The following is a 12,499-nucleotide window of genomic DNA, read 5'->3' as shown; positions in this document are numbered from 1 at the left end:
ATTATGCAACACCATCCGCACTGAGGCTTTTGATGATCAGACACGTTAGTGGGTGGGCACACTGAACAAATGCCGTATTCGAGCCGCCAAAGAAACTGGGCGTACTCCAGAAGCGCTTTCGTTGTCAGCTCGCAGATGCTCTTCCGTCTCGACCCGTTTCGCCAAAAGCTGGCTTAGTTCTTCTACCAAGGCCGGGCGGTCATGCATCACGCTCGCCAAATGATCCTTGGAGATCTCGTACACCACGACCAAAGTCAATGCTCGCATCGCAGCCGGCTCTGGCGCGCCCATCAAGACGCCGCGTTCACCGAAAAGATCACCAGGCGCCAATCTGGTCAATTCCGTCCTGCCGGCGCCGTTGTCGTTTTCTATCACCACAACCCCACTCCGGATTATCATCAAGGATGTCATTGATGCGTCCTGAGGAGCGATGACGACGTCCTTTTTGAAGGTCAGTCGCTTCATACTGTTAGCGACAGTTTCCATTTCATCTTCGGTGAGTGCCGAAAACAGTGGAATTGAGGTGAGCAGGCGCCAGGGAGTTCCAGGATGCTTGCTTGCTGTGTCTGAAAAGTGTGGTTCCGCCAACGCGTTCGAAGGCGCTGAAAGCTGTATGCCAGCCGCCTTCGTATGCCTGTAAACCAGATCGAATATTTCGTTTTTCGCAGCGCCAGTCTGTCCGAGACTTGCGACCTTGAACGACAGTTCAATCTCGATTGAGGATCCGTCAAGGCCGGTGATCGATACAGATGGTGGAGGCGTCTTCAAAATAGAATTCGCGCTTAACAGCACCGTACGCATAGTCTCCTCGATGACAGCTGGCGAGCGCGTCGGCATGGCCCGCACAATGATTTTGCTCCCATGAACGGAGTCGCCCCCTGTGAGGTTTGTCAACGTCGCCTTGGCGAGGGCGCTATTTGGTACGATGACGAGATCGTTGGTGTCGCTGAGCAAGTGTGTCGATCGCCAATTCGTTTCTACGACCTGTCCGCGGACGCCGCCCTCCACCTCGATCCAATCTCCAACTGCGTACGGCCTGCCTAGGTTAAGCGCGATACCGGAGAAAACGTCGTTGAGCGTGCTTTGAAGGGCCAGACCCAAAACGATGGCGAACACGCCGGATGTAGCGATCAACGTTCGCACAGGTAAATCAAACACGAAGGCCACGATCGAGAGCACGGCACCAAGGTAGATCACGGCTACCAAAAGGTCCTGAAGCAGGCGGCCTTCACGGGGCTTGCGCTCGAAAATGAGGTATACACGAACAGAGCTGGCGAGCACCATCGCGCCCCCGGCCCACCATGTCGCCTTTGCAATGCCGATGAACATTCGATGCGTAAGATCCTCATCGACGGTGCCCGTCGTCCATGGTGCGACGTTGTTACCGACAAGAAGCACAGTGAGGAAAGCAAAGAAGGTTATATGGACCAGAAAGCGGTGCGTAGGTCTTCCGCGGACGAAAAATCTCGCGGCCACAAGCAGAAGAACGATCGTCGCAAACTGAGCGATAGGATCCGCGATGAGAGGGAAGATTGAACTTTGCTCTTGGCCCATTTGCCTGTTTCACTGTTGTCGTCGCCGGCAATTGACAGCGTGTGGGGTCGCTTCGTCAAGAACCCATTCCTCAACCTTTACAGATACGATCAGCGTCGGCACGACGACGGCGCGTGGGCCTGTGTCAGGCTCCCTTTCGCTTTCCCTTTGGCTTGAAGTCGACCAGTAGCGATTTTAGCTCCAACTCGCGCACGCGCCGCGCTGCTTCGTCCGGTTCGACCCAGGCGATCCGGCGCTGCCCCTTTTCCTTGAACTCGTCTTGCTGGACGGTGACCTCTATCTGGAAGAGATCGACGATCGTTGGAACAACGCTACCGTCATCGAGAAATTTGAGGTAGGTGTAACGTCCAACCGCGTCCTTGCGCACACTGCCCTTGACCCCGGCTTCTTCCCAAGCCTCGACCGCCGCCGCCTCATGAGGTTTTTTCTTCTTCATCGGCCAGCCTTTGGGGACAATCCAGCGACCAGTGTCTCGCGACGAGATGACAAGCACCTCGATTTTCGAGGACATACCAACGTAGCGAAAGCAGATGGCGCCATATTGCTGCCGGAACGCGCCAGCGAACAGCTTCTCTGGCTCGTCGGCAAGTTGCGCCAACAGCGATCGGCGCTTCCCTTGACTATCAGTGGCCTGCTTTTTACCTGGCATATGTGTCTTCCGTGAACCTGCACACGCTAGCGGGCGCGGGGGATGATACATAGGGCAGACCCACCGTCTGATCGACGCGAGGGACGCCAATCCACAGGATTGAGATCAATATCGCCCAAGATGCATTTGTCGGACTTTGCGGGCTTACGCTTTTCGATAGTCGAAAAGTGATGATGCCGGAGGAGGATGTCGCAATAAACATCGTCGCTGCCAGCATCGTCAGCCATGTAGACGGGCTGGGAAGCGGCCTTGGTGCGCTTATGATGGCAAAGCGCAGGTGAAACCCCAAGCTCGTGGCCACGGAAAAAGCGGGGGGTCCAGTCAGAGCTTGACAGGTCCAGGATTGTCAAGATCTCGCTACCATCCTTGCCCTCGTTTGGGTTTTACCCCCTGAAAGGTTTTAGACACCGGGGCAAGCTCAGAGGCGACATGCACGCATAGCCGGTGGTATTTTTTGGTCGAATAGACAAGCGTATGGTCGTTTGAACGAAAAGTCGGTGGCGGCGTTATTGTACGGGCTGAAGAAAGGACCCGAGATGAAAAACGCAATTCTAATCGCCGCCGCCGCATCACTCTCCCTGGTGCCCCAGGTCAACGCGGCATCCATGCACAAGCCGGCAAAGCATTCTAACCAGCACATCGCCGCGACAGAACCAAGGGAGCGCTTGGGCACGCTTTCATGCGAGGTCGCGGGCGGAGTGGGAATGATCATCGGTTCCAACAAAGCTGTGACTTGCACCTTCAAGCAGCGGACCGGGAAAATTGAACGCTATTCTGGGACAATCGGAAAGCTCGGCGTTGATGTCGGCATCACCGGGAAATCCTATCTCAGCTGGATTGTCGTTAACACAGCCCCGACGCGGGTTGGCGATGGGGCCCTGGCTGGGACCTACGTCGGCGCATCCGCCGCGGCATCGGTCGGTGTCGGCTTGGGCGCAAACGCCCTCGTGGGCGGTAACGCCAAGAATTATGCCCTGCAACCTTTGAGTGGCGAGGCGAACACTGGCCTTAACGTGGCAGCGGGCGTGTCTCGACTGAGACTTACGGCTACGCGGTAAACATGATTTACAGGCGCGGTATCAAACCGCGCCTGCTCACCACGTTTCGTGTGTGACGGGCCGAGAAATCTTCGGCATCTGAATTCAATCGACCTGCTAACCAATGACGCGAACGAACGTATCGCTCTTTCGATCATTCGCAGACCATGCACGGGTCGTCCAAAACGGATATCAGTCGGATTACTCAATCTTGCGGACTTGATAGCGATTATAGTTGGCGGCGCCGCTGTCCCACCGGGGACTTCCCCGCTGGCGAGGCGCCAGCTTAGAGCGCGAGCCCGCCGCCGCGCGGAGATTAACCCATCCACTGGTAGCGCTTGTCAGATATCCTCAGAGATTAGTATTACTTTTTGGGAACCTTATTGGGGTGTGGGTCGTTAAAGGGCAGGCGGAAAAAGGGGATACGCACAAATGCCGTATGAGGATGGAATGCAGTTGGTCTTTGACCACGTCGACCGCACACTGGTTGTGAGCTTCCGCGACATTGTGAAGATGATCGGTCCTTTCGAAAACCAAAAGGCCGCCGTCCGCGCTGGCGAGCAGTTCTGCCGAGATCGGGGTTGGAAGGATGGCGAGCAACCTATCGCTTGTCATTAGCTGTGCCGAAGGCAACAAGCAAAAGAGGCCAACCCATTTAATGACATGCAATTGAGGTTGACCAGCGCCGCGCACCACGCGAGCGCTCTTTGGCGCGCCTCTTAGGGAACGATAAGAGCTGCGGAGGGGCGATCCTCATGCGTCATCAGCCTATTGTTGACGGAGGAGCGCAACTCCAGACCGTTGTCTTGTCGCGAACCGACAGCCACAGAGCTGTCAAATCCGCATTGCAAATGTCGCCTATCAATGACGACCGCGTTTCAATGCATTCTGATAGATCTCGGTTAAACGCGTTCGGTCAGTCGCGGTCAGGAGGAGGGTACACGCGAATTTCCGGGCAAGATTGGGATTGGACGGCCGGTATCTCGTGGCGGCAGGAATTGGGCGAACCTTGATCCGTTCACCCAAGCCGACGTGATACTGACTCAAGGTCAGCCCTGCCTTGACCAGCAATGCGCGAATATCGGGTCGATTTTCCGCCGCAATTACAAGCGTGAACGCCTCAATGAGAAGGGGCTTGGGAATAGGTAGCTCGATCTCGTCGACAAGGTCGTTGCCGACGTCGTTGTCTCGGACAAAACGCACGTACTCTGACACTGCATCATTGGCCTCTTCCAACGCGATGGCATAGCGATCCGCCGGCGGGCGTGGGTGAAATGGTCCTTCGTAAAGCATTGGTCACTCCTAGTTTTCCTTCAAACGCAAGAGATTTGGAATGGTTCACCACTTTGGCGGCAATGATTTTGGCTTGGCTACCACCGGTGTTTTACGCCAGCAGACGGGACTAGGCGACGGAAGTGCGACGGAAGGTAGCGATCTACCCGGCTTAAGAGCGCGAAATTCATGGTCTAACTTATGTTGTCAAAAGGCTGAATTTCAGATGGGCGGAACTCACTCGATCAATCCGCATTCTTCCTCGACAGTAAAAGGAGCAATGCGATGCAGCTTATCGATACACACATCAGCACTTCAGCGAATGGTACGGTTACCGTAGAGTTCAAGGGCGAGGGCCTCGAGTTGGTCTCTGTCACGATGGCAGGTGGTGACGGGAGCCTTGACGGCGACCGCGCTGTTCTTCGCGCCAAAGAGATGATGGTGCAATTGACGGCATTCGACGACGTTGGCCAGGGGGAAACTGTGTTGCAGCCGAATGGCGGTCTGACGCCGTCCAACATCGGATCGGACGCTGATCCGATCCCAAATGCGACACCTGGCTCCCATATACGCGCCGATTGAGCATCTGGACGGTTTTAGGCTCGAGGTAAGTGATGGTGATGGCTTTGACGCCGTTTGGCGAACATCGAAAATCGGAACTCCGTGTGGGCGGCTTGGAGCAACCCAAGACTGAAAGAAGTTTGGGCGCCGACCATTTGCGTCGACTGAGACGGCTCTCCTCGATCGCCTCGCTTATGGACACAGCCGTTGGTATCCCCTTCACGCGGTTGCGCATTGGCGCGGACTCCGTGCTTGGCCTGGTGCCGCTGGCAGGGGATGCTGCTGGCACCTTGGTTAGCCTCTATCTCGTCAACGAGGCTCGCCGCCTTGGGCTCCCACGCGAGAAACTGGCAAGAATGCTTGGAAATGTCGGCGTCGACCTTATAGGAGGCGCGGTTCCAGTCCTTGGTGACCTGTTCGACATGTACTTCAAATCCAACCGCCGCAATGTCGACTTGGTACTCGACCACTTCTCGGTGTCTAGAGACGACCTGAAGCGCGTGAGGCGGCCGAACAGGCGTGCCCGTCGATAGGAAATCGGGTACCGATCGGCAAGCCCATAAACCGTCCGGCAACGCGGGGGGCGTGGCTCTGAGGCGATTTCGCGCCGGGCAGCAGGCTACGACGATCTCGCCGTCAGCCAAAGGTTGGTGCTGTTTCAGCCTGGCATGCATCTTTTCCACAGCTCCGGCGTTTTCCCGGACCATATTTGTCAAATCGGAGGGCAGAAATGAGCCGGCGAGGCGTGGTTACAACAGCGGCTTTACTAACTGCCGTCGGCATTTCTCTCGTGATAAATCAGAAGGCCAAACCGATCACTAAGGTGGTTGCAGACGGTGACGACCCTCACGGGCGCAACGCCGAGGTGCCAGAGGCGATCCCGATCACCGGACTAAAAGATGTGCTTTGGCGCGTCTTTCATCAGATCTCGGAGGATAGGGTCACCCTGATCGCTGCCGGCGTCACCTTCTATCTCCTTCTCGGTCTGTTTCCCGCGATCTCGGCTATCGTGTCGCTCTACGGGCTGGTTGCCGATCCCTCGACCATGGCGGATCATCTGCGCCAGCTTGCGGGCGTACTGCCCCCCGGGGCTTTCGATCTTATCGCCGAGCGCATCGGCACTTTGACAGCAAGCCGCAATTCGACGCTTGGGGTCACCTTTGTGTTTGGTTTGGCGGTCGCACTATGGAGCACCCATAGTGCGACGTTGGCGATATTCGATGCTATGAATGTCGCCTATGATGAAGAGGAAAAACGCGGGCTAATTCGATTAAACCTCATTGGTCTCGCCTTTACGATCTGCGCGATGGCCTCGGCGACGCTCGTGGTCGGCCTTGTCGCGGTCATTCCGGTTCTTCTCTCCTATGTCTGGCTCGACCAGTTTGAAGAGCAGATGGCACTCATTTTGCGCTGGCCAGTTCTTTTCTTGATCGTCGCGGCCGCCACGACCGCCATCTATCGCTTCGGTCCGAGCCGTCAGCCAGCCCGGCTTCGGTGGATAAGCTGGGGCTCTGTGCTGGTCACGTTATGCTGGTTCGCGATGTCGCTCGGTTTTTCGTTCTATCTAACGCACTTTGCGAATTACGACGCAACATACGGGACTCTGGGCGCGCTTATCGGTTTTTTGGTATGGACCTGGTTGTCCATTCTCATATTGATCGTGGGTGGCGAACTCAATGCCGAACTTGAACACCAGACCGCGAAGGACACAACCACGGGCCCTCCGCTACCTATGGGGTCACGCGGCGCCTATGTCGCGGACACGCTGGGGCATACGGTGGGGGGCAAAATTGTTTGAGGGGAATCGCTTAATACCAATCAGGCTAGCCTCTGAGAGCTATCCACGCCTCCCTCGATGATGCCTTTGAGCCTCTTCAACATTATGCTGAGCGCTAGTGTCCAAGTCTCGATGTCTCGATCATCCCGGCCTAAGCAACTGGCTTTCCGGACATGCGTGGCGGACGACAACTAGGGCGCGACCTGCGCCACGAAGCGCACGAGCCCGATTTGGATCCCGCCAAGACAGGGTGCCACGCCTTAAAGCTCACGACAAACATATTGCGTTTTTTATTTGTTCCCCTTATGTTCCGTTCGTTAACGCAGGGCAGAATATGGCTATCAACGTTGCACTAAATCGGGATCGAAAACGTCTGGCTGAAGCCAAGATACGCGATATGCCAATCGATAATCCCCTTCGACAGCGGTACGTTGATTGGATCAACGAGCTTGATCGCGTCTTAAAGATCGATAAAACCAAATATCAACCTGATGAGCGGGCCCATCGGCCGCCTTTGACCACTAAAGACAACGTCGCGTCGAAATCATCCAAGGGGCTAGCTTCCGATGCAATGTCTTGCCCAGCGAGCGCAAAAAGCATCCCGGGGCCAAGTCCGCGGCATCGACCGAGGGCGTTCATATCAGGCCGTACTGACACCCGCGAAGCAAGTGACGCCGGATCCGTCGCTGAGTGTAAGCGCGAGCAGCTTCTCAGGGAAAATCAGATGTTGCGTTATATGCTGAACCGTTACCAGTAAGTTGAACCCCCAAAAACCTTCAACTTCCTGAAAAGCGCCAGCGGCTTGACTGCTTCTGCGTTGAAGATGCGGCATGGACGACGAGAGATCGCTGAGCGATAGCGGTTTGAAATGGGTCCACCACCAAGGATGAGGCACCTGTTGTGTAATGCTGAGCTCGCCTTTCACCGCCATTCGAGGCCAGCATCACCGCGTCCTGCCCCGGCTTTGGTCCTGCCAGGCTCGCGCCGGCCGCAACGGCCTTGCCATCCTGCTATTCGTTTCGGCCCTGCGGGTGCCAGCCGCCGCTCTTAGCCCGGCTTTCGGACCGCCGTAGCAGGTCGCGATGGTCGCGACCTCAAACGGAGGCCGACATGACAAGAGAACACATCAATCACCGAGCCGATATCTACAGCCGCGTCACCGACAAGATCATCGCCGAACTCGACCGCGCCGTGCGCCCCTGGACCCAGCCATGGCAAAGCACCTCGCCATCACAGACCGTGACCCGTCCGCTGCGTCACAATGGCGAACCCTACTCCGGCATCAACGTCCTTCTCCTCTGGTCTGAGGCAATCGCCCGCGGCTTTTCCTCCTCGACCTGGATGACCTATCGTCAGGCGCTCGAACTAGGGGAAGCCGTACGCAAGGGCGAGACCGGCACGACCGTCGTCTTCGCCAGTTCGATCATCCGCACCGAGACAGTCGAACATGGCGATGACGTCGAACGCTCCATCCCCTTCATCAAGGCCTACACCGTCTTCAACACCGACCAGATCAAAGGGCTCGATGGGCGTCATCAGGCAAATGTCGATCTCTCCGATCCGTTCGATCGCATCGGCCAGGCAGGGCGTTTCTTTGCCAATACCGGTGCGCTCATCCGCCATGGCGGGTCGTGCGCCTACTATGCGGCTGCCAAGGACTACATTCAGATGCCGCTTCTCGACAGTTTCGTCGATGAGGCGAGCTACGTTGCCGTCCTCAGCCACGAAATGACGCATTGGACATCAGCAGCAGGCCGTCTGGATCGCGATTTATCCCGCTACGCCAAAGACCGCACGGAGCGCGCCCGCGAAGAACTGATCGCCGAACTCGGTAGTGCCTTCCTCTGCGCCGATCTCGGGATTACGCCTGAACTCGAACCGAGGCCAGACCATGCAAGCTATATCGACGGATGGCTGAACGTGCTTCGTGGCGACAAGCGCGCCATCTTTCAGGCCGCAGCCCATGCACAGCGCGCGGCCGACTACCTGCACTATCTGCAGCCCCGCATCATCACTGGCGAAGATGAAGAAGACGAAGAGGAGGCGGCGTAAGCCGCTTTCCCCTAACATACCACTTTCTTAATCGGTTCCCAATTCCCCAACGGTCGCGACCATACCCGGTGTCTCGGGGCTAGCGGAAGGAGGAGCCGAGCGCGTCATAAGGCAAGGCACGCTTCGCCCAAGGTGAAAATGGGCTTAGATGCACGTTGCTTCAAAGGTTCTCCGTTCCCGCGACCAGACGATCTGCCGGAGCGCCATGGTCACAGCCTCAACGTCTTTCCGCTTACCGCATCAAACAGATGCGCCTTCGCCGGATCGGCTGAGATAGATAATGTGTCACCCGCGCGCAAAGAGAGGCGATCGCGAACCGTTGCAACGACAGTCGCACCTCCCATCACCAATGATATTTGCGTTTCGGCGCCCGTGGGTTCAATCAGTATGACGTCGGCATGCGTCCCCGTTGGACCAATCGTCAGATGTTCGGGCCGAATGCCGTATACAACGTCCTGACCTCGTGCCGCGGGGACATCGGCTGGTATCGGCAACCTAGCGCCCCCGTGTGCGATGAAATCGAGCGGCCCGTCTGCGCTGATTTTTCCCTCAACGAAATTCATCCCAGGAGAGCCGATGAACCCCGCGACAAAACGGTTTGCTGGACGATCGTAGAGGTCCAGCGGTGATCCGATCTGCTCGACATGACCATCGCGCATGACGACGATCTTGTCTGCCATCGTCATCGCCTCAATCTGATCGTGCGTAACGTAGATGGTCGTGGTTTTCAGGCGCTGGTGCAGCTGCTTGATTTCCGAGCGCATCTGGACGCGCAGCTTGGCATCCAGGTTGGACAATGGCTCGTCAAACAGGAAAACCTGCGGCTGGCGGACGATAGCGCGCCCCATGGCGACGCGTTGGCGCTGGCCGCCGGACAGGTTTCGCGGATGGCGGTCGAGCAGTTTTTCCAGCCCGAGAACCTGAGCTGCTTCACGCACGCGTGTCTTGATCTCTTCCTTCGGTGCCTTCGCCAACCTCAGGGAAAAGCCCATGTTGGCCTCCACCGTCATATGCGGATAAAGAGCATAAGACTGGAACACCATGGCGATGTCGCGCTCCTTAGGCGCGACGTCGTTGACGACACGCCCACCGATCGAGATGCGCCCACCGGAAATCTCCTCCAGGCCTGCGATCATCCGCAGAAGGGTGGATTTGCCACAGCCCGAGGGACCGACAAGAATGACGAACTCGCCGTCCTGGATGTCGATATCGACCCCATGAAGGATTTCCAGGTGACCGTAGTTCTTGCGGGCATTCGCGACGCTGACTGACGCCATAATTCTCTCCGACTGAAACTGTGTGACACGCGGCCGCCGTACCGGCAGCCTGCGGCACTACTTGAAATTTACTGGCTGGCCGTGGCCGTGGAATAGGGCGCGAGCGCCGCATCAATTGAAGCGAGGCAAAGATCGCGAGCTCGTGGAGCCACGCGTCCTGTCACGACGTCAGGATAAATACGAGCAAGATACTGGCTGATCAGCGTTTCCGGGATGGGATCGGGAAGCGCTGCCATCAGCGCTTCCACCGCGCCGGCGGCCTGCCTGTCGGGCCAGTAATAGCGAATACGGTCGCTGTAGCTGAAGTGGCGCTGCAGCCGCAGCTCCTCGGCCGACCCAGTGTAGTGACCCGCCCAGTGTTGCGGCTGGCTCAACATGATCGCTTCCATCTCGGCGTGGAGGCTATCCGACCCGCCAGCGAGTACCTGCCTGATGGCATCGAGCCCGTAGAGCGCCTCGCGCAATGCAAAGGTCAAGCCGGGACCAACTTTCAGGATGGCAAACCCGTCATTGACGAGGGCCGAAAGCTCGGCAACCGTCTGATAATCCGTTGAGTGGGCCTCGAAGAGAAGTCCCGGCATTCGGCGAAGCGACGATGCCAATCCCCGGGCGCGGTCCGGCTTGTAAAGGACGACATTCGCATTTCCGAACTCGACGCCCGGCTGGACGACGATCCCGATCACGCGGTCCATCGCCGCTCCGGCGCCAGCCTTCTCGAAAGCCGATGTGTGGATGGCGAGCGTCTTCAGGGCGGCGTCGGGAGAGGTGACCTCAAGCTCCTCGATCGCATGCGTCGCGCCGCCGGGTGGAGGGACCTCCGTGCCGATGATATACACCGGAGGGCGTTGCCCGATGCGGCGTGCTGTATCCTCCGCGACCCTTGCCAGACGTGCCGCCCTTTCGGCGGTTACCTCGTCGTCGAGCGCCGCTCCTTCTCCGGCGCATCCCATCGACGTGTCGAGATGAAGCTTCTCAAAGCCTGCTTCGACATAAGCTGCAACCATTTCCTCGGCTCGAGCCATGGCTTCGTCGACACCCAGCTTCTTCCATGGATTGGGACCAAGATGATCGCCGCCGAGGATGATCTTCTCCAACGGGAAACCGACCTTTGTCGCGATGCGCTCGATGAACTGCCGGAAAGCTGCCGGTGTCATGCCCGTATAGCCGCCTTCCTGGTTGACCTGATTGCAGGTTGCCTCGATGAGGGCCACGCTGCCTTCCCGTGCCGCCCGCCTCAAAGCGGCCTCGATCACCAATGGATGAGCCGAGCAGATCGACGTTATGCCGCGCGGCAACGCTTGTTGGCGCGCGCCAAATAGCTTCGAGAGCGCGCTCTCACGATTTTGATCGAGAGCGTTGCTCATGCCAGCGTTACGACCTTGGTCAGGTGCCTCGGCGATACCGTGTCTATGCCTCTCGATTGCGCGACACGCTCGCCGAGCATCTGCAGGGCAGGGAGAACCACGAGTGCGGCGAGCGAAAGATCGACGTCGACATCGAGTTCGATATCGCCAGGTCCGCCAAGGCCAATGACGATAGCGCCCTTTTCCTGCAGCTCTTCGACGAGTTTGGCTTCGGCATCCTTCTGATCGGTGGTGTAAAGCATGACAGCCGCGGTCTTCTCGTCCACAAGGCTGATTGGGCCATGGCGATATTCAAGCGGATGGAAGGGCTGGGTCAGGACCTGGCTCATTTCCATCAGCTTCAGTGCGCCTTCGGCGGCCATGCCAAAAAGCGGACCGCCGCCGAGAAAGACGAAATGGCTGCGATCGAGAACCTGTTTGCTGAGGCAAGCGTCTAGCGCATCCGCGAGCTTTTTTGCGGAAGACACGGTCGATGCAGGGATCTTGTGGCCTATCATCTGCAGGCCAAGCAGCAGCATAAGGCTGGCGGAGACCGACATGACAATGCCTTCCTCGCTGTGGGTCGGCGAGGCAACGACGTCGTCGCTGCATTTTGCAAGCGTGCTCTCGGCCTCGACAGTCAGCGCGGTGACGAAGGCGCCGTTCTCGCGGCTCATTTTGGCGGCAGCGACCGTCTCTGTCGTTTCGCCGCTGCGCGAGATCGCGACGACATGGGTGTTCTTCCAGTCCGGCCAGAAGAATGAGGGGCGATTGAGCCATTCGGCGCCGGGGACGGCAATTGCACGACGACCGGCATTGTTTGCGTAGGCCGCCAGCGACATGGCGAGGTAGTAAGATGTCCCGCAGCCGACATAGACGAGGACTTCGCCGCGCGTCACCGCGGTGTTTGAGCCCAGCGCCTTCTCCCAAAACGGAAACTGCTCGCGGATGACTTTTTCGGTCGTGTTCATGGTAAC

The 12,499-nt window shown here is 57.7% G+C and carries 13 protein-coding genes; 7 read left to right on the top strand and 6 right to left on the bottom strand.

Annotation, left to right across the window (positions count from 1 at the left end; genetic code table 11):
• Window positions 1–45: 45 nt before the first annotated feature.
• A complete protein-coding gene (locus D460_RS0115795) occupies window positions 46–1,329 on the bottom strand; it encodes a mechanosensitive ion channel family protein (protein ID WP_245267756.1) in 1,284 nt (427 codons plus the stop codon).
• 3 nt (window positions 1,330–1,332) lie between these two features.
• Here D460_RS0115795 and D460_RS36775 point away from each other — a divergent pair, with 3 nt between their 5' ends.
• Window positions 1,333–1,536, top strand: coding sequence for a hypothetical protein (locus D460_RS36775; protein WP_245267755.1), 204 nt, complete (start codon window positions 1,333–1,335; stop codon window positions 1,534–1,536).
• A gap of 142 nt (window positions 1,537–1,678) precedes the next feature.
• On the opposite strand, the gene D460_RS0115790 is transcribed toward D460_RS36775, so the two are convergent.
• On the bottom strand, window positions 1,679–2,203 hold the full coding sequence (locus D460_RS0115790) for an NUDIX hydrolase (RefSeq protein ID WP_018899541.1): 525 nt from the start codon (window positions 2,201–2,203) through the stop codon (window positions 1,679–1,681).
• Window positions 2,204–2,739: 536 nt separating this feature from the next.
• On the opposite strand from D460_RS0115790, the gene D460_RS0115780 reads away from it, so the two are divergent.
• Both D460_RS0115780 and D460_RS0115775 read left to right on the top strand, forming a co-directional pair.
• Complete coding sequence (locus D460_RS0115780) at window positions 2,740–3,261, top strand: DUF992 domain-containing protein (RefSeq protein WP_026283207.1); 522 nt, start codon at window positions 2,740–2,742, stop codon at window positions 3,259–3,261.
• Between the two features lie 429 nt (window positions 3,262–3,690).
• On the top strand, window positions 3,691–3,858 hold the full coding sequence (locus tag D460_RS0115775) for a hypothetical protein (protein ID WP_155947760.1): 168 nt from the start codon (window positions 3,691–3,693) through the stop codon (window positions 3,856–3,858).
• Between the two features lie 243 nt (window positions 3,859–4,101).
• Here D460_RS0115775 and D460_RS0115770 read toward each other — a convergent pair whose 3' ends face one another.
• Window positions 4,102–4,533, bottom strand: coding sequence for a hypothetical protein (locus tag D460_RS0115770; protein ID WP_018899537.1), 432 nt, complete (start codon window positions 4,531–4,533; stop codon window positions 4,102–4,104).
• Window positions 4,534–4,797: 264 nt separating this feature from the next.
• On the opposite strand from D460_RS0115770, the gene D460_RS33170 reads away from it, so the two are divergent.
• The 4 genes from D460_RS33170 (at window position 4,798) to D460_RS0115745 (ending at window position 8,902) form a co-directional block, all read left to right on the top strand.
• On the top strand, window positions 4,798–5,094 hold the full coding sequence (locus D460_RS33170; RefSeq protein ID WP_018899536.1) for a hypothetical protein: 297 nt from the start codon (window positions 4,798–4,800) through the stop codon (window positions 5,092–5,094).
• A gap of 92 nt (window positions 5,095–5,186) precedes the next feature.
• Window positions 5,187–5,606, top strand: a complete 420-nt coding sequence (locus tag D460_RS0115760) for a DUF4112 domain-containing protein (RefSeq protein ID WP_026283206.1) — start codon at window positions 5,187–5,189, stop codon at window positions 5,604–5,606.
• Window positions 5,607–5,803: 197 nt separating this feature from the next.
• The gene (locus D460_RS0115755) at window positions 5,804–6,871 is read left to right on the top strand and encodes a YihY/virulence factor BrkB family protein (RefSeq protein ID WP_018899534.1); all 1,068 of its coding nucleotides are present in this window, start codon (window positions 5,804–5,806) and stop codon (window positions 6,869–6,871) included.
• Window positions 6,872–7,960: 1,089 nt separating this feature from the next.
• Window positions 7,961–8,902: a zincin-like metallopeptidase domain-containing protein gene (locus D460_RS0115745; protein WP_018899532.1), complete on the top strand. Its 942-nt coding sequence runs from the start codon at window positions 7,961–7,963 to the stop codon at window positions 8,900–8,902.
• A gap of 209 nt (window positions 8,903–9,111) precedes the next feature.
• Here the strand turns inward: D460_RS0115745 and ugpC are convergent, their stop codons facing one another.
• The 3 genes from ugpC to D460_RS0115730 all read right to left on the bottom strand — a co-directional run bounded on the left by ugpC (window position 9,112) and on the right by D460_RS0115730 (window position 12,493).
• Complete coding sequence (gene ugpC, locus D460_RS0115740; protein WP_018899531.1) at window positions 9,112–10,179, bottom strand: sn-glycerol-3-phosphate ABC transporter ATP-binding protein UgpC; 1,068 nt, start codon at window positions 10,177–10,179, stop codon at window positions 9,112–9,114.
• A 68-nt stretch (window positions 10,180–10,247) separates the two neighbouring features.
• Window positions 10,248–11,543 carry a D-tagatose-bisphosphate aldolase, class II, non-catalytic subunit gene (locus D460_RS0115735; RefSeq protein WP_018899530.1) on the bottom strand — a complete coding sequence of 432 codons (1,296 nt, stop codon included), beginning with the start codon at window positions 11,541–11,543 and terminating at the stop codon, window positions 10,248–10,250.
• Window positions 11,540–12,493: an SIS domain-containing protein gene (locus D460_RS0115730; protein WP_018899529.1), complete on the bottom strand. Its 954-nt coding sequence runs from the start codon at window positions 12,491–12,493 to the stop codon at window positions 11,540–11,542. Before D460_RS0115730 ends, D460_RS0115735 begins: the two co-directional genes overlap by 4 nt.
• Window positions 12,494–12,499: the final 6 nt, after the last annotated feature.

This window comes from Rhizobium sp. 2MFCol3.1 (genome assembly GCF_000377565.1).
Lineage (GTDB): Bacteria > Pseudomonadota > Alphaproteobacteria > Rhizobiales > Rhizobiaceae > Rhizobium.
Note: the sequence above shows the minus strand (reverse complement) of the source record. Positions and strands in the feature narration are given on the sequence as shown.